The following is a 21,246-nucleotide window of genomic DNA, read 5'->3' as shown; positions in this document are numbered from 1 at the left end:
GCGGGTCAGCCGGCCTTGACGCGCACGCGGGCGGCCGCCTCGCGGCCTTCGCCGTCGACCACGATCAGCCGGTAGAAGCCGGGCCCCGAGGGCCTCCACACAACCCGGCCGCTCACAGGGTCCGGCGACAGCGGCTCGCCTGCCACGTACCAGCTCAGCCCCTCGCCGCCCGCCGCCAGCACGAGCCCCCGCGAGCCCGGGCCGAAGCCGGCGACCTGGACGGTGGATCCGTCCGGCGGGAAGATCAGGCGGGGCCCCTCGCGTGTCCGCTCCAGACGCTCAAGGGCCTGGGGCGCATTGCGCGGGGCGATCGGGCGGGGCGCGGCGGCGGGCGCGTCGATCAGGTCGGCCACCTCGAACAGCAGCGGCAGCGCCGCATCGCGGCCGGTCAGGCCGCCGCGGGCGCCGCCGTCGGCCCGGCCGGTCCAGACCACCACCACGTGCCGGCCGACGACGCCGGCGGCCACGGCGTCGCGGAACCCGTAGGAGGTGCCGGTCTTGTAGGCGATCACCGGACGTCCCCGGGCGAGGGCCGCCGGGCTGACGCCCGCAGGCGGGGGCGTCTCGCGCAGGATGTCGACCACCTGGCGGGCGGCCTCGGGCCGGACCAGCCGCACGCCGGGCGACCGGCGCCGGGCCTCGGCCGCCTCCTCGGTCCAGGCGAGGGGCTTGGCCAGGCCGTCGTCGGCCAGGGCGGCGTACAGCACCGCCAGGTCCCGCAGGCTGATCCCGGCGCCCCCCAGCGCCAGCGCCAGGCCCGGCTCGCGCACCTGGGCCTTCGGGCGGGAAAGCGTCACACCGGCCGCCCGCAGCCGGGCCTCGAAGGCGGCGGGGCCGACCTTCTCCAGGGTCGCCACCGCCGGGACGTTGAGCGAATGCGTCAGGGCCTCGCGGGCCGTGACCTTGCCGTGAAACACCCGATCGAAGTTCTCCGGCTGGTAGTCGGCGAAGCGGCGCGGCGCGTCCTCGATCTCGGTGTCGGGCGCCACCAGCCCGCCCTCGAAGGCCATGGCGTAGATGAAGGGCTTCAGCGCGGAGCCGGGAGAGCGCAGAGCCGCGGTCATATCGATCCAGCCGCCAGGCCGGTCCAGCCCGGCCGATCCCACGGCCGCGCGCACCGCCCGCCCGTCGAGGTCCACGACAAGGATGGCGGCGGTGGCGTCCGGCCCCTGCGCCCGGGCGGCGGCGAGCGCCAGAGGCTCCAGGCGCGCCTGCAGCGCCGCATCGAGGGTGGTCACGACAGAGGCCTGATAGGTCGGCGCTTGCCGGGCCAGTTCGCCCGCCGCGTGCCAGGCCAGAGTGGGGAAGGGCGCGCGGCCGGGCAGAGGCTCGGCGTCGGCTTCGGCCGCCTCGGCCTCGGTCAGGCGTCCGGCGCGGACGAGCTTGTCCAGCACGGCGCGGCGAGCGGCGCGGGCGGCCTGGGGCCGGCGGTCCGGCCGGCGGGCCTCGGGCGACTGCGGCAGGGCGATCAGCAGCGCCTGCTCGCCGGGCGTCAGGCTCTGCGGCTCGTGGCCGAAATAGGAAAGGCTGGCCGCCCGCACCCCTTCCAGATTGCCGCCGTAGGGCGCCAGGGTGAGGTAGAGCGCCAGGATCTCGCGCTTGGAGAGGCGGGCCTCGATCTGCATCGCCCGCAGCGCCTCGATCGCCTTGGCGCCCAGGGTCCTGGGGCGGGGCTCCAGCAGGCGGGCGGTCTGCATGGTCAGGGTCGAGGCTCCGGAGGTGATCCGGCCATGGACCGCCGCAGAGGCCGCCGCCCGCGCCACCGCGGCAGGATCGACTCCCGGGTGCAGGGAAAAGCGCTCGTCCTCCACCGCAATCAGCCGCTGCACGAACTGCCGGTCGGTGCGGCTCAGGTCGGCGCGGATCCGCCAGCGACCGTTCTCCACCGGCAAGGCGCGCAGCCAGGCGCCGCGATGGTCCAGGGCCACGGGCGAGGCGCGCGCGCCCCGCGACAGGTCCGGCGGCAGGGCCAGGTCCAGGGCCGTCACCCCGGCCTCCAGGGCCACCAGGGCGCAGAGCGCCCGGGTGAGGACCTGAACCCGCCGCATCGGCTTCACTCTCCCGGGGCGATCGTGGCCCGGCCGGCGGCTGTGCGCGCGTTGAGCGAGGGCCGGTACATGTCGCGCGCCTCGGCTCCGGGCAGCAGGAAGTCTCCGGGGGTCACCGCCCGCGCCACATAGGCGAAGGCGAACGGCTCCCGGCCGGGAAGGTCGAGGGCGGCCACATAGCGGTCGTCCCGCGCCTCCTGCACGTCCGCGGCGGTGAGCTTGCCAAGGAAACGGAACGGACCGGACTGGGCGTCGTCGGGGCCCAGCACGGTCTCGATCTCGAAGCCGGCCGGCAGGGCGTCGTCGACCACCAGGGCGGTGGACCGCGCCTGCTGCGAGCGACCCGACACCAGGACGATCACCTGGTCGCCCTGGCGCAGGCGGGACGGATCGACGGCGCCGCCGTCCATGCCCACCAGGCGCTTGGAGAGGGTCAGGCCGTTCTGCTCGGGCCGGGGCGCGGTGGTGGGCGCGCCGGTCACCGTCACCGTCCGCCAAAGCGCGCCCGACCCGTTGTTGACGAACTTCGATCCCGCCAGGCGACCGACCGCCCAGCGCGGGGCGCCGGCGGTCGCGGGCATCGGCACGGCGCCCGAGGCGGCGACCTGCATCGGCCCGGACGCCTTCAGCATCGCTGCGGCGGCCTGAAGCAGACGCGCCTGCTCCTGGGTGTTCAGGCTGTCCGGATCGCGCACGGCGTTCTCCAGCCGGCCCTGCAGGCTGCGGGCGAGTTCGGTCTCGCCGGCCTCGTGCGCCAGGGCGATGACGGCGGCGAGATCGCGCAGCGGGCTCTGATACCAGTCGCTCTCCTCGCGGTAGCCCAGCGAGCGTACGGCCTGGCGGAAGGCCGAACGCGCCCGGGCCCGGTCGCCCATGAGGGCCAGGCCGGCCCCGACCTGGGCCTTGGCCAGGGGCGAGGTCTCGGTTTTCATCTGCACGTCATGCCACCAGCGCAGCCGCGCGAGGTCGCCCCGCCCGGCCTTCGCCAGGACATAGAGCGCATAGGCCGAGGCGCGGCGGCGCATGGCCTCGGTAGCCTTTTGCGAAGCCTCGCGCGAGCCGGCCCACCACTGCGGGTACTCCAGGCGATAGGACACCGAGGCCCAGCCGTCCGGCCGCGAGATCAGCCGCATGGCGGCCAGCGCCCGCTCGAGCGCCGCATCCGGCACCGGCGCGCCCAGGCGGTCGGCCTCGACCAGGAAGTCGGTGGCGTAGGCGCCGAGCCAGGCGTCGGCTTCCCCGTCGCCCACCCGCCACAGGCCGAAGGCGCCGTCGAGGGTCTGGCGGTCCAGCAGCTTGCCCACCGCCTGATTCAGGGCCGCCGAGCTCCGCTTCACCTTCGGATCGGCCGACACGGAGGGGGCGTACAGCAGCGGATAGGCGCCGGACACCAGCTGTTCCGTGCAGCCGTAGGGGTAGCGGGACAGCGCGCTGGCGATCGGCCCGGGGTCGAACCCGCGGAACGGCGAATAGCTCACCTGCAGGGTGGCGTCGCCCGCCGCCAAGCCCGACAGCAAGGCGGAGGCCGGCGTGTAGGATTCGCCGGGCTTCTGCAGGGCGGTGGTGGTGCGCGTCACCCGGCCCCAGCCGAGGCGGGTCTGCAGCGGGTAGGACTTGGCCGTCGAGAAGCCCGGCCCGGTCACCTTGAAGCCGACCTCGCCGATCCCCGCCTTGCGTGGCGCTTCGATGGGCGTGCGCTCGGCGATCCGGTCGCCGAGGGCCAGCTCGAACACCTTGCGGAAGGGGGCGAGCAGACCGCCGCCGGCGGTCAGCTCGGCCACGTACCGCCCGGCGCGGCCCTCCAGGTTGTGCAGTTCCAGGGTGGCGAACGCCTTGTCGCCCGGCGCCAGGAAGCGGGGCAGGGCCAGATCGGCGACCACGGCTTCGCGCACGGTGAGCGGTTTCGAGGCCGAGCCGACGGCCGTGTCGGTCCAGGCCACCGCCATCAGGCGAAGCTCGCCGTTGAACTCCGGCGCCGGCAGCCGGATCACCGCCTTGCCGTCGCGCCCGGTCTCCACCACGCCGGACCAGAGCGCCACGGTCCTGATGGGGGTGACGGTCAGCCCCTCTCCGCCGATCTCGTCGCCGCCGAAGTTCACGTTGGCCGGGGCGCCGAGGTTGGGGTCCAGCAGGCGCCCGTAGTCGTCGCGGTAGTCGAGGGTGAGCGCCCGCTTGCCGAAGTACCACTTCACCGGATCGGGACTGTCGAACTTGGTGATCCGCAGGATGCCCTCGTCGACCGCGGCCAGGGTCACGTTGGCCTTGGCGCCCAGGCCGAGGCCGCGCACCTGCACCGGCACCTCCAGCGGCGCGCGGGAATTCACCTTCTGCGGCGTCCCGAGCTCGACCTGCAGCTTGCGGTCCTTGGGGTCGAGGGGGACATAGACGAGCCCCAGCGCCCGCCGCGGCCTGGGCGAGGCGACCGGGTCGCGCGGCTGGATGACGCTGACCAGCACATAGGCGCCGCCGCCCCAGTCCGCGCTGGTCTTCAGGCGCACCGTCGCGCCCTTCTCCCCGACCGAAAGGGTGCGGAAATCGATCAGCCGGTCGGTGGCGACCGCCACCTGGGCCTCGCCGGCGTAGGGCGCCTTGAGGGTGATCTCCACCGTGTCGCCCTGGGCGTAGGTCTTGGTCCCCGCGGTGACGCGCACGAAGTCGGGCGCTTCCTGGTCCCTGGCCGGCGCGCCCCAGCCGGAGGCGAAGCGGGTCACCGACTTCGCGCCGTCCGGGCCGAAGAGCTCCAGGCGATAGTCGCCCCAGCCGAGGCGCCGGGTGATCCGCGCCGGCCTGTCGGCGCCGACCGGCAGGTCGCTCCGCTGGACCACCACGTCGCGGCTGGTGCGCCGCCATTGCCAGCGGCCGTCCTGCTGGAACCAGTCGTAGTCCCAGTTCTCGGCGATCAACTGATAGGACGCGCCGGGAGCGGCGATGCGCCGGCCCTGCGGATCGACGGCGATCACGTCCATGGTCACGGTGGGGTCGTTGCGGCCCGAGGCCTCGCCCACGTCCACCTTGGCGCCCAGATAGACCGGCTTGGCCCGGACCTTCAGCGAGGCGCCCTCGCGCACGGGCCGGCCGCCCGGCTCGAACACCGAGGCCGTGAAGGCGGCGACCAGCGGCTGGGGCGAATTCCCCGCCTCTTCGGCGGACAGCGACAGGACGGCGTGGCCGTCGCCGTCGGTGACCGTCTGCCCCAGGTCGAGGTAGCGCTCCTCGAAGGGTTCGCGCGCGTCGCCCCACTCGTAGCCTTCGTAGGCGGGGAAGGGATCGGGATCGGCGCGAAGCCGCGCCTCGCCCTGGGCCTGCAGGCCCGCTCCGGCCGCCCCGTAGAGGAAGCGGGCGGTCACCTGCACGTCGCGGGTCTCGCCCTGGCCCAGGGGGACGTCGGCCCTGGCCGCGACGTCCACCGCCAGCCGCTGGGGCGCGAAGTCCTCGACCGCAAAGCGCATCTCGCCTGCGGGATCCTCCAGCCCATCGATCTCCAGACTCGCGCGCCAGCTTCCGCGAGGCGCGCCGCGCGGGAGCTCGACATTGGCGACGACGGCGCCCAGAGGAGCCGAGGCGAAGGCGTAGCGCTTGAACTCCACGCCCGACGGCCGGCGGACCACGATGGCGCCCTTGCGATCGTTCACCGCCTGGGCCTGGCGGTCGCGCAGCAGGGCCGAGAGCCGCACGGTCTCTCCCGGGCGGTAGACCCCCCGGTCGGAATAGAGATAGGCGTCGACCGCCCCGCTCTGCTCGCGGCCGCCGATCGCGGCCGCGTCGGTGCGCCCGCCGATGCCTTGCTTGGACAGATCCACAGGCGGGCGGTCGAGGTCCAGCACGGCCAGGTCGCCCTGGGCGCCGTAGGCCATGACCATCTTGGCGTCCATCGCCCCCTTGCCTTCCAGGAGGGGCCGCTCGAAGCGCACGCGCCCGGCCGCGTCGGTGCGCGCCTCGGCCAGGTCCTCGCCGTTGCGGGCGACGAGGGCGACGCGGACGGCAGGCAGGGTCTTGGCCGTCTTCAGCGAGCGGACCACCACGTCGAGCGCCTCGGAGCCCTCATAGGCGGACAGGGCCATGTCGGTGAACACGATCCAGCGCCGCGCCTGAGCGGGCGGATTGGGGTCGTACTCGTCCTCGTCGCGGGTCAGTCCGCGTCCGCCGGACGCGTCGCGGGCCTTGATGACGTAGCCGCCCGGCTTCATCTCGCGCAGCACGGCGCCGAGGGGGAAGACGGTGGTCACGCGCTGGCCGCCCTCGGCCTTCACGGGAATCTCGCCCTTCCAGACGATCTGGCCCTCGTCGTCGGGGCTGTCGTCGCCGTAGTCGCCCGGCCATTCGCCCTCGCCCGTGGGATCGGGGGCGCTGATCGACTTGCGCACGAGGTTGCGGTCGGCCACGCGCCACACCTCGATGGCCAGCCGGGTGACGTTGACGGTCTCGACGCCGACCCCGTCGGCGTCCTCCCGCGGCAGGATCACCCCGTCGCCGACGAACCCGACGAAGGGCGGCTTCTCGCCGAAGGTGAAGTCCACGTCGGCGTTGGCGGCCAGGGTCTCGCCGCCTCGGGCGGGGAGGCCCTTCAGAAGCGTGATGCGGCGGTCCACGAAGCCGAGCCCGGCCACGCAGAGCTCGTCGCCCTTGACGCTGACCGCCGGCGTTCCGTCGGCTTCCGGCGAGACCAGCACGAAGTCGGCGTAGGCCTTGGCGGGATCGAGCGGCCGACTCATCTGGATGCAGGCGAGGGGCGCGGGGCCTGAGGTGTCCACCCGGGTGCGCCAGACGGCGAAGTCCTCGGGCTTGGGCTGGCCGCGGCGGGGCGCGGCCGCGCCGCGGGGCTTGCCGAACAGGCTCCATCCGCCGGCCGCTGAGTCTTCGGCCGCGGGACGGACCGCAGAGAAGCCGTCGAAGGCCTTGGCCGCCAGGAAGCCGCCGCCGAAGCCGGCCGCCACCAACAGCGCGACCAGGGCCGCCGGCAGGCTGCGTCCCGCGCCGAGCCATCCCCAGCCTCGCCGGGCCGATTCGGGACGGGACGACGACGATTCCTCGACGCCCGGCGTGTCCTCGCTCGGCATTGGCCTCTCCCCGACGATTTGGATTGCGGACGGCGATGGGACCGCGAATGGCAGGCCCGGTCAATCGCTGCAAGGCCACGCCGGGGCGAAGCCCGCCGCAAATTCGTCCGCCGAAAGAACGTCTTCAAGGTGCGGGCGTGCTGGCCTGAAAGTTGCAGTCGGGGCTCTGGGGAACCCTTGACAGGCGTGACCGTTGGGGTCCTGATGACCATCCTTGCTGCAGCGCAGCAAGACTCAAGGAGGCGTAACCGTGCCGGACACCCCGTTCGCTTACTCCCTGTCTCACGTGGAATCCGGCTGGACCTGGCGGATCTACGATGAAGAGGGCGAAACCGTCGCCTCGGGGTCGAACGTGAGCCAGTCGGGCGCTCAAGCCGCCGTGGAAGCCACCATCCGCCGGGTCGCCGAGCAGAGCCGCCTCAGCGCCTGAGGCCTCGCCAGCCTTGACGCTGGCGCAGACGGACGCTCCCATCGGGCCATGGCGACGCTCGCGCGCCGCAACCCACACGCTAAGGAAGCGCCCCGGATGAAATCCCTGTTTGTCGCCGCTTCGGCGACCGTGCTCCTGTTCGCCGCCGGCTCCGCCGCGGCGCAGGCGCCCAAGCCCACGCCCGCCGAGGCCAAGGCCTTCGTCGACAAGGCCGAGGCCGAGATCGCCGCGAACTCGGAATATGTGAACAAGTCCGCCTGGGTGCGGGCCACCTACATCACCGTGGACACCCAGTGGCTCGAAGCCAAGGCGGTCGCCGAGCAGACCGCCCTGGTCACGCGCCTGGCCAAGGAGGCGGCGCGCTTCGACGGCGTCGCGGTCGACCCGGTCACCGCCCGCAAGCTGAAGCTGCTCAAGCTCTACCTCGTGCTCCCGGCGCCGGACCGGCCCGGCGCGGCGGGGGAGCTGGCGACCCTGGCCTCGAAGCTGGACTCCACCTACTCGACCGGAAAGTTCACCTACGCCGGCAAGACGCTGACGCTGAACGACGCAGAGGACATCCTGGCCTCCTCGCGCGATCCGGCCGAGCTGAAGGCGGTCTGGGAAGGCTGGCGCACGGTCTCGCCGGTGATGACGCAGGACTATGCGCGCCTCGTCGCCCTGGCCAACGAGGGCGCCCGCGAGCAGGGCTTCAAGGATGTCGGCGCCCTGTGGCGTTCCGGCTACGACATGGAGCCCGACGCCTTCGCGGCCGAAACCGACCGGCTGTGGAAGCAGGTGGAGCCGTTCTACAAGAACCTGCACTGCTACGTGCGCGCGCGCCTGAACGACAAGTACGGCGACGCCGTCCAGCCGCGCACCGGGCCGATCCGCGCCGACCTGCTGGGCAACATGTGGGCCCAGCAGTGGGGCAACATCTACGACGTGGTGGCGCCCAGGACCGTCCAGTCCAGCTACAGCCTCGACAAGCTGCTGGTGGCCAAGGGCTATGACCCGATCAAGCTGGTGAAGACCGGCGAGGGCTTCTATTCGTCCCTGGGCCTGGAGCCGCTGCCGCAGACCTTCTGGGAGCGCTCGATGATCACGCGGCCGCAGGACCGCGAGGTGGTCTGCCACGCCTCCGCCTGGGACGTGGACGACAAGAGCGACATCCGCATCAAGATGTGCACCAAGGTGGATGCGGACAACTTCTACACGGTCCACCACGAGCTGGGGCACAACTACTACCAGCGCGCCTATTCGGAGCAGCCCTACCTGTTCCGCAACGGCGCCAACGACGGATTCCACGAGGCGATCGGCGACTTCGCCGGCCTGTCGGCCACCACTCCCACCTACCTGCAGCAGATCGGTCTTCTCGACGCCGCGCCCGGCGCCGACGAGGACATCCCGTTCCTCCTGAAGACGGCGCTGGACAAGATCGCCTTCCTGCCCTTCGGCCTCCTGATCGACCGCTGGCGCTGGGAGGTGTTCTCCGGCGAGGTGACGCCGGAGCACTACAACGACGCCTGGTGGGCCCTGCGCCTGAAGTACCAGGGCCTGACGCCCCCGGGCGAGCGGCCGGCCGACGCCTTCGATCCGGGCGCGAAGTACCATGTGCCGGGCAACACGCCGTACACCCGCTACTTCCTGGCCCACATCTACCAGTTCCAGTTCCACCGGGCCGCGTGCGCCCAGATGGGATGGAAGGGCCCGCTGCACCGCTGCTCGGTCTATGGACAGGACGCGGTGGGGAAGAAGTTCAACGCCATGCTGGAGATGGGCGCCTCCAGGCCCTGGCCGGAAGCCCTCGCCGCCTTCACCGGCGAGAGCCGCACGGACGCCTCGGCCGTGGCCGACTACTTCAAGCCGCTCAACGCCTGGCTGACGACCCAGAACAAGGGCGAGCACTGCGGCTGGTGACGACGCCGGGGAGCTGAACGCCGCCGCTGGGTTGCGGCGGCGTTTACCCTTCCATGCGGGGCTTTTGTTTACGCTGATCGGTCAGACTTCCTGCGGAACTGAACCGTGGGTGGGCGACGTGTCTGAGATTCCAGGTGTCATTCGGCGTTGGGTCCTGGGCGTTGGCGAACGTCTGAGGGGCGGTGCGCGCGACGAGCGCGGCGCGGTCGCCGTGTTCTTCGCGGTGGCTCTGGTGCTGCTGGCGCCGCTCGCCCTGGGCGTGGTGGACATCTACATGTCGACCAGCCAGCGCGCGCGCCTGCAGGACGCCCTGGACGCGGCGGCGCTCTATGTGGCCCGCTCCGGCTCGGTCGACGCCGACGAGATCCAGGCGATCGGCCTGCGCGCGCTCAACGCGAACCTGTCGGACTCCGACCAGGCGAGGCTGGTCCACACCAACTTCGTGCTGAACGACTCGACCATCGTGGCCAGCGCGGAGATCTCCAGCGACAGCATCGCCTCCGAGCTGTGGAACCACGGCAACATGACCGTGAACACCAACGCGGTGCGCAACTCGGTGAACCTGGAGGTCGCGGTCGTCCTCGACATCACCGGCTCGATGAAGAACGACATGGACGATCTGAAGGAGGCGGCCGAGGACCTCGTTGACCTCGTCGTGCAGGACGTCCAGACGCCCTACTATTCGAAGCTGGCCATCGTTCCCTATTCGAACTCGGTCAACGTCGGCGCCTACGCCGACGCCGTGCGCGGGCCGGTGAACATCCCGGTCGTGACCGGCGCCACCAACACCAAGAACGTCAAGGTCAAGATCACCACGTCGGACGCCCATGGCCTGAGCGACGGCGACAAGGTGAAGTTCAGCGACGTGAAGGGCATGACGCAGCTGAACGGCAACACCTATACGATCACGAACTCCACGGCGACGACGTTCGACCTGAGCGGAACCAACGGCAAGGACTACAGCAAGTACACCTCCGGCGGTCTCGCTCACTGCTATATCTATGGGTGCGAGTACTACACCTTCACCAACGCCGACTGGAACAGCAAGACCTTCGCGCAGAGCACCTGCGCCTCGGAGCGGACCGGCACCCACAAGTACAACGACACCGCGCCCAGCACCGCCTACGTCGGGCGGGTCTACGCCGGCAGCAGCAATTCCTGCCCTTCGGCCGAGATCATGCCGCTCAGCTCCGACAAGGACGCGCTGAAGACCCTGATCAACAGCCTCGACGACGGCGGCTCGACCGCGGGCCACCTCGGGATCGCCTGGGGCTGGTACATGGTCTCGCCCAACTTCGGCTACGTCTGGTCCGACGCCTCCAGCCGCCCGGCCGCATACGGCACGGACGAGCTCCTCAAGGTCGTGATCCTGATGACCGACGGCGAGTTCAACACCGCCTACTGCAACGGGGTGATCGCCAAGAACTCGGGCTCCGGCTCCGGCTCCGACAGCGACCACATCAACTGCAACGCCACCAACGGGACCTCGGGCACGCAGGCGACCGCCCTTTGCGATGCGATGAAGCAGCAGGACATCGTCATCTACACGGTGGGCTTCCGGATCAGCGAGGGCTCCACCGCGGCCGGCATCTTGTCCGGCTGCGCCACGGACGCCGAGCACCAGTACCTGCCCTCGTCGGGCACGGCCCTGCAGGACGCGTTCCGCGCCATCGGCCAGGACATCAACTCGCTCCGCCTCTCGCACTGAGCCGGGGCGAGGCCCGGCCGGGCCTCGAGCCGAGATCAGGCGCTGAGGGCGGCGTCGGCGGGCGGCAGCGCGGCGGCCAACTCGGCGGCGACCTTCAGAAGCGTCTGGGCGGTGATCGGCTTGGTCACGTGCCCGTCCGCGCCCGCCGCCACGGAGGCCCGGGCGTGCTCGGGCATGGCGTTGGCCGTCAGCATGTAGATCGATGTAGGCGCCAGGCCGAGCCGCCGCTCGCGGGCGCGCAGTTCGCCCACGGCGGTGAGGCCGTCCATCACCGGCATCTGCATATCCATCAGGATCAGATCGAAGACCTGCAGCTCGACGGCGCGCAGGGCTTCGGCCCCGTTCTCCACGCAGACCAGATCCACGCCCGCCGCGCCGAGGATCAGCTCGACGACGCGCCGGTTGGTGGGGTGGTCCTCGGCCAGCAGGACGCGCAGCCGCGACAGCGAGGGCGCGGCGGCTTCGAGGGCGTGCGCGGGGCCCTGGGCCAGGGCCCCGCGCGAACGGCGCGGCAGCTCGAGTTCAAGCGTGAACGTCGCGCCCCGTCCGGGGCGTCCCTCGGCGCCGAGGGACCCGCCCATGGCCTCGGCCAGGGACCGCGAGATCGCAAGGCCCAGGCCGGACCCGCCGTACTGGCGGGTGATCGAGCCGTCGGCCTGCTCGAAGCGGGCGAACAGGCGAGCCTTCGTCGCCTCATCGAAGCCGATCCCGGTGTCGGCGACCGACAGGCGCAGCCGCGAGGCGTCCGGCCCCGGCTCGGCCCGCACCGACAGGCTGACGCCGCCTTGGGCGGTGAACTTCACGGCGTTGCCCAGGAGATTGCACAGGATCTGGCGCAGGCGCGGCCCGTCGCCTTCGAACACCTCCTGCGCCTCCGGCGCGATGTCCACCGACAGGACGAGCCCCTTGGCCCGCGCGCTCGCCTCGAACAGGGCTGCGCAGGCCCGCACCGAGGCGGCCAGGTCGAAGGGCTCGGTCTTCAGCTCCAGGCGGCCGGCCTCGATCCTCGCCAGGTCCAGGATGTCGCTGAGCAGGGCCTCCAGCGTCTGCGCCGAGGTCTCGATCAGCCCCACCATCTCGGCCTGGTCCGGCGACAGCGGGGTCGCGGCGAGCGCCCCGGCGACCCCCAGCACCCCGTTCAGCGGGGTGCGGATCTCGTGGCTCATGTTGGCCAGGAACTCGCTCTTGGCGCGGCTGGCGGCCTCGGCCGCCTCCTTGGCCAGGACGAGCTCCCGCTGGGCGCGCATCTCGGCTTCGACGTTGCGCAGGATCCCGACGAGCCGCACGATCCGGCCACGGTCGTCCTTGATGGCCTCCACGGCGGACTGCATCCAAAGGTAGGAGCCGTTGGTCTGCAGGTGGCGCGCCGTGCCCCGGAACGGCTCGCCCGTGGTCATGTAGCGCTGCCAGGCGGCCTGGGCCTCGGCGCGCTGGTCCGGATGGATGGTGCTCCAGATGTCCTCGGCCAGCACGTCGTAGGAGAACATCTCGTCGCCGGCGACGGCCACGCCGTCGGAGTTCAGCTCGCGGCGGCGGAAGTCCATCTCCCACATGCGCAGCCGGCCGATGTCCAGGGCGAGCTTGAGCCGCGCCTCGGAGCGCTTGGTCTCCTCCAGGGCCTGGACCATGTGCGTGACGTCGATGGACATCAGGATCATGCCGCCGATCTCGCCGCACGGCTTGCGCCAGGGGTTCATCTCGATCCGCAGAAAGCGCTCTTCCCCGCCAGGCAGCGTCAGGGGCACGGGATCGAGCCGGATCGCCTCCCCCATGAGGCACTGGCGGTGGAAGTGGGCCAGGTGCGCAGCTTCCGGAAACGCCTCGTAGAGGATGCGCCCGGCGATGTCGGGCTGCTGGCGTTCCATCCGCCAGCGCGGGCTCGTCTGGATCACCCGCATGTCGAGGTCCATCATCGCGATGGCGACCGGGGCGGACTCGACGAAGGCGATCAGCAGTTCGTTGGCCGCGCGCGCCTCGGCTTCCGCCCGTGCCAGCGCCCGCTGGGCGAGCTGGCGGCGGCAGTCGTCGGACGCGATGTCGGCGAGGTCGCCGAGCGCATTGGCGAGCCTCTCGTCGTACGCCCGCGGCGTGGGCCCGGCGATCGAGACCACGCCGATCACGTGACCGTCGTCCAGGCGGATCGGGGCGCAGGCGAAGAAGCGGACGGCGAAGGAGGCGCCGACCCGCTCGTGGTCCTTGACGAAGGGGTGGTCGCAGAAGCGCGGGTCGGCGGAGGCGTCGGCCACCCAGAGCAGGCGGTTGGAGCCCACGGCGACGGCGGCGAAGGACTGGCCGCGGCTGATCTCCTCGGCGTTCGGCAGGGGGTTGGCGTGCCAGGCGCCCTGTTCGCCCACCACGATGACGTTGGCGACCGGCTCGCCGGAGTGGGCGCGCGCCAGTCTGGCCACCCGCTCGAAGTTCAGGCGCAAGGCCTCCAGATCCAGCGCATCGAGGGCCGCCAGGCGGCGCGCCTCGTCGATCTTGCCCCTTGTCACCGTCGCAGACCCGAGTCCCCAGCGTTGACCGCCAGTCTACGGACCGCCTCGTTAAATTTCCGTCGCGGGCGTCAAAAAACGCCGGTCAGAGAAGCTTGATCTCCCGCAGGCGCTCGCGAAGGAAGGCGTCGGCCGTAATCGGCTCGGGATAGCGGTCCGGCCGTTCGGGGGTCACGCAGCCGGGCAGGGTGCGGATCAGGTGGTCGGGATTGAAGTGCAGGAAGAAGGGCGTGGAATAGCGCGAAAGCCCCCGCCGCTCCGGCGCGGGATTGACGACCCTGTGGGTCGTCGAGGGCAGGACGTGGTTGGTCAGCCGCTGCAGCATGTCGCCGATGTTGATCACCAGCGAGCCGGGCGGCGGATTGATCGGCAGCCAGCGGCCGTCGCGGTCCAGCACCTCCAGGCCCGCCTCCTCGGCGCCGAGCAGCAGGGTGATGACGTTGATGTCCTCGTGCGCGCCGGCGCGGATGTTCGGCCCGTCGAACGGCGCTGGCGGATAGTGCAGCAGGCGCAGCACCGAATTGCCTTCGCCCACGGTCGGCGCAAAGAAGCCCCGCTCCAGGCCCAGGTAGACGGCGATCGCCTCCAGAAGCCGCATGCCCATGGCGTCGAGCGCCCCGAACAGCCAGGCGACGTCGTCGCGGAAGCCAGGGACCTCGGCCGGCCAGACGTTGGGCGGCATCAGGGCGGCGTAGCGGTGGTCCGGGGGCAGGTCGCGCCCCATGTGCCAGAATTCCTTGAGGTCGAAATGCGCCTCGCCCTTGGCCGTCTCGATGCCGAAGGGGGTGTAGCCGCGCTGCCCCCCCTGGCCGACCACATAGGCCTTCTTCACCGCCTCGGGCAGGGCGAAGAAGGCCTTGGCCGCGGCGAGAGCCGCCTCGATCCTCGGCTGCGGCAGGTCATGGTCGCCCACCACGGCGAATCCGTAGCGGGCGAAGGACTCGCCCAGGGCGTTGGAGAAGGCCGCGAAGTCCTCGGCGTAGCCCTTGTAGGAGACGGGCGCGATGGCTGACTGGGTCATGCCGCTCCCCTACACCGACTGGCTGTGGGCCTCCAACTCCGTGGAGTCCCGAAGGTCGGGCGCGGTCTCCTCCTCGTCGTCGGCCAGACGCGCCATCTCGGCCCGGAGCAGGCGGTCCATGGTCTCGCGGGAATCGCGGGTGGCCATCAGATAGCGCTCCTCCTCGCCGGCGATCGGCGCAAGCTTGCGGAACAGCTTTTCGTCCTGCTGCCGGAACAGATTGGCCGCCCGCACCGCCCGGCGCGGGCTCTGCCCCAGCCGCTCGAGCGCGCGCCGCCCAAGCGCCAGCCCCGCCTCGAAGGTCTCGCGCTCGACGTCGTCGGCGCCGCTGCGCAGGAGCTCATAAGCGTGGCGGCGGTCCCAGGCGCGGGCCAGGATGGTGAGGTTCGGAAACGCCTGCCGCGCGGCCTCGACCATCTCCACGGCCTTGTCGCGGTCGTCGATGGCCACCAGCAGCACCCGGGCCTTGTCGGCGCCGGCCGCGCTCAGCAGGTCCAGTCGGCTGGCGTCGCCGTAGTGCACCTCGCGGCCGAACCGGCGCAGCAGGTCGATCTGCTCGATGCTGGAGTCCAGGGTCACCGCATTGAAGCCGTTGGCCATCAGCAGGCGGGCGGCGATCTGGCCGAAGCGGCCGAACCCGGCGACGATCACGTCCGGCTCGCCGTCGTCGAACTGCGGCGCCTCCATCTCCCGCTCCGCCTTCGCCGGGCGCATCAGCAGCAGGCGCTCCATGCCGCTCATCGCCAGCGGCGCCGCGGCCATGGAGACGGCCACCACCGCGGTCAGGAACTTGGCGAGCTCCGCGCCCACGACGCCCGAGCCGAGGGCGAAGGTGATCAGCACGAAGGCGAACTCCCCGCCCTGGGCGAGGGCCGCGCCGCTGAGCAGGGCGTCGCGCTTGTCGAACCGGAAGAGCCGGGCCGAGGCGAACATGGCCCCCGCCTTCAGCACCATCAGGCCGACCACGACGCCGAGCAGGGCTGCGGGGCGCTCGGCCACGACGCCGAAGTCCAGGCCCGCGCCCACGGTGATGAAGAACAGGCCGAGCAGGAGACCGCGGAACGGCTCGATGTCGGTCTCCAGCTCGCGGCGGAACTCGCTCTCCGCCAGCACCACGCCAGCCAGGAAGGCCCCCAGGGCCGGGGAGAGCCCGACCATCTGCATCAGGAACGCGACGCCGACCACCAGCAGCAGGGCCGAGGCGGTGAAGATCTCCCGCAGGCGGGCGGCCGCGATGAAGCGGAAGAGCGGCCGGGTCAGATAGCGCCCGCCGAAGATCACCGCCCCCATGGCGGCCAGGGCGGCCAGCATGCGCTGCCAGCCGGGCAGGCCCTCCACAAGGCTGGTCCCGTGGGCCGCTTCGGCCGCGTGCTGGGGCGCCGCGACGGCCAGGAGGGGCAGGATCGCGAACAGCGGGATCACCGCAAGGTCCTGGAACAGCAGGACGCCGAAGGAGGCCTCGCCGACCGGGCCGCGCCGCAGGCCCTTTTCCTCCAGGCTCTGCAGGACGATGGCGGTGGACGACATCGCCAGCATCAGGCCGGCGGCCACCGCCGTCCGCCAGTCCAGCCCGAGGGCCGTCCCCGCGCCCGCCAGGACGGCGGTGGTCAGCGCCATCTGCACGCCGCCGACGCCGAAGATGGCCGAGCGCAGGCGCCACAGCAGCGCCGGCCGCACCTCAAGGCCGATGAGGAACAGCAGGATCACGACGCCGAACTCGGCGAAGCGCATGACGTCGGCCGCCTCGCCGACGAGGTTGAGGGCGAAGGGCCCAACCGCCATGCCGGCGAAGAGGTAGCCCAGCACCGAGCCGAGGCCGAGGCGCTTGGCGATCGGCACCGAGATCACCCCGGCCGCCAGATAGACCAGCGCCTGGGTCAGGAGGGATTGGGTGTCCATCAGCGCGGCCGGTCCGGGCGGCGCTGGCGATGTCGGCGAGTCATCGGCGGACTATGGGCGAGGCGCGGGCGGTCGGACACGAGATTCTTTTCGCGCCGCGCTTGCAAATGCTGCACCGCGGCGTAACACGACTCCATGGTCAGAAAGCTGCGCACCGACGCCGCCGAAGCCCTGGACGGGCTGCTCTTCGACGGCATGACGATCATGGCGGGAGGCTTTGGCCTCTGCGGCATTCCGGAAAACCTCATCGCGGCGATCCGCGCCTCTGGGGTCAAGGACCTGACGGTCGTCTCCAACAATTGCGGAGTCGACGACTTCGGCCTGGGCGTACTGCTGGCCGGCGGTCAAATCCGCAAGATGATCAGCTCCTATGTGGGTGAGAACAAGCTGTTCGCCGAGCTCTACCTCTCCGGAAAGCTGGAGCTGGAGTTCAATCCCCAGGGCACCCTGGCCGAGCGGATCCGCGCCGGCGGGGCGGGCATTCCGGCCTTCTTCACCAAGACCGGCGTCGGCACCCTGGTGGCCGAGGGCAAGGAAGTGCGCGAGTTCGACGGCGAGCTTTATGTGATGGAGCGGGGCCTGACCGCCGACCTGTCCATCGTCAAGGCGCACAAGGGCGACGCCGAGGGCAACCTCGTCTATCGGAAGACCGCCCGGAACTTCAATCCGATGATGGCCACCGCCGGCAAGGTGTGCGTGGCCGAGGTGGAGCACCTGGTGGAGATCGGGACCCTGGACAAGGACCACATCCACACCCCCGGCATCTACGTCGATCGCGTCCTGAAGGGCGCGGCCTATGAGAAGCGCATCGAGCAGCTGACCACGCGGACGCGGTCCGCCGAGGGCGCAGCCGCCGGCGAGGAGGTCTGAGATGGCCTGGACGCGCAACGACATGGCCGCCCGCGCGGCCCGTGAGCTGAAGGACGGCTACTACGTCAACCTGGGGATCGGCATCCCGACCCTAGTGGCGAACTACATCCCCGAGGGGGTGTCGGTGACGCTGCAGAGCGAGAACGGCATGCTCGGCATGGGGCCGTTCCCCTACGAGGGCGAGGCCGATCCGGACCTGATCAACGCCGGCAAGCAGACGATCACCGAGCTGGCCAGTTCGTCCTATTTCTCCAGCGCCGACAGCTTCGCCATGATCCGCGGCGGCCACATCGACCTGTCGATCCTGGGGGCCATGCAGGTGGCGGCGAACGGGGACCTCGCCAACTGGATGGTGCCCGGCAAGATGGTCAAGGGCATGGGCGGCGCCATGGACCTGGTGGCCGGCGTCAAGCGCGTGGTCGTGGTCATGGAGCACACCGAGAAGTCGGGCGCGCCGAAACTGGTGAAGGCCTGCTCGCTGCCGCTCACCGGCCAGGGAGTCGTGGACCTGGTGGTCACCGACCTGGGGGTCTTCGACGTCGGCCGCGGCAAGACCCCGCTCAAGCTGGTCGAGCTCGCCCCCGGCGTCAGCCTCGACGAGATCAGGGCCAAGACCGAGGCCACCTTCGAGGCGGCGCTGGCCTGAGGGGGCGCGCTGTCCCACGACTGTCACAGACCACCGACAGTCTGCGGTCGAGAGGGTTTTCGACATGAGCATCACCGACCGCATCCTGCCGCTCGAGGCCATCGACAACTTCCGCGACTACGGCGACTACCTGGCCGGCGCGCATGGGCGGCTGCCGCGACGAAAGCTGTTCCGCTCCGCCCACCATGCCCGCGCCACCGCCGCGGACCTGCAGACCCTGGCGGACCTCGACGTGGCGGTGATCGTCGACCTGCGTCGTCCCCTCGAGCGTGACCGCGAGCCTTCCCCGCGGCCGCCCGGCTTCGCCGGCCAGGTCATCGAGTGCGACCTGGGCGACCAGGCCGAGGCGCCGCACGTCGCCTTCCTGCGGGAGACCGACCTGACGCCGGAGAGCGCCCGCCGCTTCTTCCTCGACTACTACGCCAACGCCCCCTTCGAGGCGCGCCACGGCATCCTGTTCCGCCGCTATTTCGAGGCCCTAGCCCAGGCGCCGGGGGCCGTGCTGATTCACTGCACCGCCGGCAAGGACCGCACGGGGCTGCTGGCCGCGCTGACCCACCACGTCATGGGCGTGCACCCCGACGACATGCGCGCCGACTACCTCTTGACCAACCAGGCCGCCCGGCTGGAGGAGCGGCTGCCGATGGTGACCGAGGCGCTCGAGGCGTCCCTGGGGCGCCGCCCCTCGGAGACCGCCGTCCGCGCGTTCCTGGGGGTGCAGCCGGAGTATCTGGACGCCGCCTTCGCCGCCATCGAGGAACGGTGTGGCGGGATCGACCCGTATCTGGACGAGATCGGGGTGGACGCCGCCGCGCGCGATCGCGTGCGGGCGCGGCTGGCGGCCTGAAGCGCGCGCGGATGTAACCGCCGGGGGCTTGCGGCCGTACTACCTGCTGTGCCCCCCGCGTCAGTCCGGAGACCGCCGATGAAATCGCCCAGATCCGCCCGCCTCGCCGCCGCCGCCGCCGCCGTCGGCGCCCTGGGCCTCATGGGCGCGGCGCCCGCCCACCGCACGGCGGTGTTCGCCGGCGGCTGCTTCTGGTCGGTCGAGCACGACCTGGAGCACCTGCCGGGGGTGAAGGACGTGGTGGTCGGGTACGCCGGCGGAAAGCGGGCCAATCCCACCTATCGCGACCACGCCGGCCACCTCGAGGCGGTGAAGGTCACCTACGACCCGGCGGCCATCAGCTATCCCGAGCTGGTGGACGGCTTCCTGCACCACATCGATCCCACCGACGGCGGCGGCCAGATCTGCGACCGCGGCCCCTCGTACCGCACCGCCGTGTTCGTCGCCTCGCCCCAGGAGCGGCAGGCCGCCGAGGCCGCCAAGGCCAAGGCCGCCCGCGAGCTGAAGAAGCCTGTGGCCACCATGGTGCTGCCCGCCTCGCGGTTCTGGCTCGCCGAGGGCTACCACCAGGACTTCGCCCGGAAGAATCCGGTCCGCTACAACGCCTATCGCGTCGGCTGCGGCCGCGACGCCCGGCTCAAGGCGGTGTGGGCAGGCCGCTGACGGGATCGCGGGGGCGAGGAGCGTAGCCCTCGCCGATGAAGAGTTCGGCGCGGCGCGTGCGTTTGCGGTCGAGGCGCACGCTGACGAACTCCCGGCCCGAGACGCGGGCGAAGTCGGCCCGCATCTCCTCGCCGTGGGCCTGCTCCAGAATGACGCCCAGCACACGTGCCCCGGCCTGCGGCGTCAGGGGATCGGTCATTTCCGCCTGGGTCTGGGGGTGGGCCGCGCGCACCCACATGGTCAGGGGCGGCAACTCGCCCGCGGCGATCTCGTCGCGGGCGTAGTAGGCCATGGCGTTGAACAGGAAGCGGTCGTTGACCGCGATGGCGGTCAGGTTCGGCTCGCGGCGGGCCCGGTCCACCACCAGCTCGGTCATTTCCGACCAGCCCTTGGCGCGCTTGAAGCTGTTGGATGCGCCCATCGCTTCGGCGGTCGAGGGCGAGATCGCCCAGGTCAGGAACAGGACGGCCATCAGCGCCTGGGTGGCGATCGCGGCGACCAGCCAGCCGCGGGCGCGCCAGCGGACGAGCCAGGCGCCGGCCAGGATCGAGCCCGCCACGAAGCCCGCACCGGCCCAGTTGGCGTTGGCGCGGCTGACGAAGGCCTGGCCGGCGACGATCACGAGGGCCGGGAGGGCGAAGCACAGCAGCATGGCGTCCGCCGCGCTGAGCCGGCGCCGCCAGGCCGTCACCGCCGCCCCGCCGATCAGGACCGCGAAGGGAATCGGGCCGAAGACGCCGAACTGCGAGGCCACGAAGTCGCCGAGCTCGGCCGGGTTGAACAGGCGCTCGGCGCCCCAGTCCGCATTCGAGGCCGTGTGCTGAACCGTGGCGAAGCCGTGCGCCGCGTTCCAGATCAGGTTCGGCGCCAGGACCGCGGCGAAGGCGGCGATGGCCGCGGCTATCGTCGCCGGCCGCCACACGGCCCTTGCCTGGCGCGACGCCGCCGCGTGCAGGCCGGCGCCGATGAGGCCGTAGATCGCCGCGTACTTCGACAGGAAGGCGAGCCCGAGGGCCGCCCCGAAGGCGGCCGCCGTCCAGACCCGGCGCCTGCCGTCCGCATGCGGAAGCTCGACGTAGGCGAGCAGCGCCAGCGCCAGGAACAGGAGGAGCGGCGCGTCGGTGGCGATCACGGCCGAGGACAGCTGCACCCCCGGCATCAGCATGTAGAGGGCGAAGGCGGCGAAGCCGGCCGAGGCGCCGTATAGCCGCCGGCCGATCGCAAAGACGGCCAGGGCCGCGCCGGCGTGGAACAGGGGCGCGGCCAGCCGCACCCACGCCTCGCCGTCGCCCCCGAGGGCGGTGGTGGCCCAGATCGCCCAGGCGATCATCGGCGGCTTGGAATAGTATCCCCAGTCGAGCGTGCGCGACCACAGCCAGTACTGCGCCTCGTCCGGATAGAGCTGCAGCGGCGTGGCGAACAGAGCCGCCAGACGCGCGAACGTCAGGGCTGCGGTCACCAGCAGCACGCCGCGCCAGGCGGAGTCCACACCGTGTACGGATCGGCGGTCGCCGGACAAATCACTCTCCTTGCGGGACCGACGCTCGACTGATCCTGCCGCCCTGTAAAGCAGCAGGCGCGCCTTTCAGGTCACAGTCCGGGCGTGACGGCGCAACCGTTATAAAACCGTCACCTACGTCCCTGAAATCGGGAGTATACGGCC

13 protein-coding genes are annotated in these 21,246 nt (G+C 71.5%); 7 read left to right on the top strand and 6 right to left on the bottom strand.

Features of this window, described 5'->3' with window-relative positions; genetic code table 11:
- Positions 1 to 5 precede the first annotated feature (5 nt).
- Both pbpC and ACK4YQ_RS01685 read right to left on the bottom strand, forming a co-directional pair.
- Positions 6 to 2,048, bottom strand: coding sequence for a penicillin-binding protein 1C (gene pbpC, locus ACK4YQ_RS01690; RefSeq protein ID WP_409607632.1), 2,043 nt, complete (start codon positions 2,046 to 2,048; stop codon positions 6 to 8).
- Positions 2,049 to 2,053: 5 nt separating this feature from the next.
- On the bottom strand, positions 2,054 to 7,105 hold the full coding sequence (locus ACK4YQ_RS01685) for an alpha-2-macroglobulin family protein (protein WP_409607630.1): 5,052 nt from the start codon (positions 7,103 to 7,105) through the stop codon (positions 2,054 to 2,056).
- Positions 7,106 to 7,355: 250 nt separating this feature from the next.
- Here ACK4YQ_RS01685 and ACK4YQ_RS01680 point away from each other — a divergent pair, with 250 nt between their 5' ends.
- The 3 genes from ACK4YQ_RS01680 to ACK4YQ_RS01670 all read left to right on the top strand — a co-directional run bounded on the left by ACK4YQ_RS01680 (position 7,356) and on the right by ACK4YQ_RS01670 (position 11,142).
- Positions 7,356 to 7,535 (top strand): hypothetical protein, encoded by a 180-nt coding sequence (locus tag ACK4YQ_RS01680; RefSeq protein WP_409607628.1) that lies wholly within the window; start codon positions 7,356 to 7,358, stop codon positions 7,533 to 7,535.
- 96 nt (positions 7,536 to 7,631) lie between these two features.
- A complete protein-coding gene (locus tag ACK4YQ_RS01675) occupies positions 7,632 to 9,434 on the top strand; it encodes a M2 family metallopeptidase (RefSeq protein ID WP_409607626.1) in 1,803 nt (600 codons plus the stop codon).
- Between the two features lie 211 nt (positions 9,435 to 9,645).
- Positions 9,646 to 11,142: a ubiquitin-activating E1 FCCH domain-containing protein gene (locus tag ACK4YQ_RS01670; RefSeq protein WP_409607624.1), complete on the top strand. Its 1,497-nt coding sequence runs from the start codon at positions 9,646 to 9,648 to the stop codon at positions 11,140 to 11,142.
- Between the two features lie 35 nt (positions 11,143 to 11,177).
- Here the strand turns inward: ACK4YQ_RS01670 and ACK4YQ_RS01665 are convergent, their stop codons facing one another.
- From ACK4YQ_RS01665 to ACK4YQ_RS01655, 3 genes are all read right to left on the bottom strand, one after another.
- Entirely contained in the window at positions 11,178 to 13,637 is a 2,460-nt protein-coding gene (locus ACK4YQ_RS01665; RefSeq protein WP_409607622.1) for an ATP-binding protein, read from the bottom strand.
- 85 nt (positions 13,638 to 13,722) lie between these two features.
- A complete protein-coding gene (locus tag ACK4YQ_RS01660) occupies positions 13,723 to 14,658 on the bottom strand; it encodes an isopenicillin N synthase family dioxygenase (RefSeq protein ID WP_409607620.1) in 936 nt (311 codons plus the stop codon).
- A 9-nt stretch (positions 14,659 to 14,667) separates the two neighbouring features.
- The gene (locus tag ACK4YQ_RS01655) at positions 14,668 to 16,557 is read right to left on the bottom strand and encodes a monovalent cation:proton antiporter-2 (CPA2) family protein (RefSeq protein WP_409607618.1); all 1,890 of its coding nucleotides are present in this window, start codon (positions 16,555 to 16,557) and stop codon (positions 14,668 to 14,670) included.
- Between the two features lie 135 nt (positions 16,558 to 16,692).
- Here ACK4YQ_RS01655 and ACK4YQ_RS01650 point away from each other — a divergent pair, with 135 nt between their 5' ends.
- From ACK4YQ_RS01650 to msrA, 4 genes are all read left to right on the top strand, one after another.
- Entirely contained in the window at positions 16,693 to 17,427 is a 735-nt protein-coding gene (locus ACK4YQ_RS01650; RefSeq protein ID WP_409607616.1) for a CoA transferase subunit A, read from the top strand.
- A gap of 1 nt (position 17,428) precedes the next feature.
- Positions 17,429 to 18,073, top strand: a complete 645-nt coding sequence (locus ACK4YQ_RS01645; protein ID WP_409607614.1) for a 3-oxoacid CoA-transferase subunit B — start codon at positions 17,429 to 17,431, stop codon at positions 18,071 to 18,073.
- 64 nt (positions 18,074 to 18,137) lie between these two features.
- Complete coding sequence (locus ACK4YQ_RS01640) at positions 18,138 to 18,920, top strand: tyrosine-protein phosphatase (RefSeq protein WP_409607612.1); 783 nt, start codon at positions 18,138 to 18,140, stop codon at positions 18,918 to 18,920.
- 78 nt (positions 18,921 to 18,998) lie between these two features.
- Positions 18,999 to 19,583, top strand: a complete 585-nt coding sequence (msrA, locus tag ACK4YQ_RS01635; protein ID WP_409607610.1) for a peptide-methionine (S)-S-oxide reductase MsrA — start codon at positions 18,999 to 19,001, stop codon at positions 19,581 to 19,583.
- Here the strand turns inward: msrA and ACK4YQ_RS01630 are convergent.
- Positions 19,558 to 21,102, bottom strand: a complete 1,545-nt coding sequence (locus tag ACK4YQ_RS01630; RefSeq protein WP_409607608.1) for an ArnT family glycosyltransferase — start codon at positions 21,100 to 21,102, stop codon at positions 19,558 to 19,560. The genes msrA and ACK4YQ_RS01630 overlap by 26 nt on opposite strands.
- Between the last annotated feature and the right edge of the window lie 144 nt (positions 21,103 to 21,246).

The organism is Phenylobacterium sp., from assembly GCF_046291545.1.
Lineage (GTDB): Bacteria > Pseudomonadota > Alphaproteobacteria > Caulobacterales > Caulobacteraceae > Phenylobacterium.
Note: the sequence above shows the minus strand (reverse complement) of the source record. Positions and strands in the feature narration are given on the sequence as shown.

Excerpts from the sequence above, each read along its gene's own strand:
- ACK4YQ_RS01650 (WP_409607616.1), top strand. The coding sequence starts at position 16,693 with ATGGTCAGAAAGCTGCGCACCGACGCCGCCGAAGCCCTGGACGGGCTG.
- pbpC (WP_409607632.1), bottom strand. The coding sequence starts at position 2,048 with ATGCGGCGGGTTCAGGTCCTCACCCGGGCGCTCTGCGCCCTGGTGGCC.
- ACK4YQ_RS01675 (WP_409607626.1), top strand. The coding sequence starts at position 7,632 with ATGAAATCCCTGTTTGTCGCCGCTTCGGCGACCGTGCTCCTGTTCGCC.
- ACK4YQ_RS01655 (WP_409607618.1), bottom strand. The coding sequence starts at position 16,557 with ATGGACACCCAATCCCTCCTGACCCAGGCGCTGGTCTATCTGGCGGCC.
- msrA (WP_409607610.1), top strand. The coding sequence starts at position 18,999 with ATGAAATCGCCCAGATCCGCCCGCCTCGCCGCCGCCGCCGCCGCCGTC.
- ACK4YQ_RS01685 (WP_409607630.1), bottom strand. The coding sequence starts at position 7,105 with ATGCCGAGCGAGGACACGCCGGGCGTCGAGGAATCGTCGTCGTCCCGT.
- ACK4YQ_RS01640 (WP_409607612.1), top strand. The coding sequence starts at position 18,138 with ATGAGCATCACCGACCGCATCCTGCCGCTCGAGGCCATCGACAACTTC.
- ACK4YQ_RS01645 (WP_409607614.1), top strand. The coding sequence starts at position 17,429 with ATGGCCTGGACGCGCAACGACATGGCCGCCCGCGCGGCCCGTGAGCTG.
- ACK4YQ_RS01660 (WP_409607620.1), bottom strand. The coding sequence starts at position 14,658 with ATGACCCAGTCAGCCATCGCGCCCGTCTCCTACAAGGGCTACGCCGAG.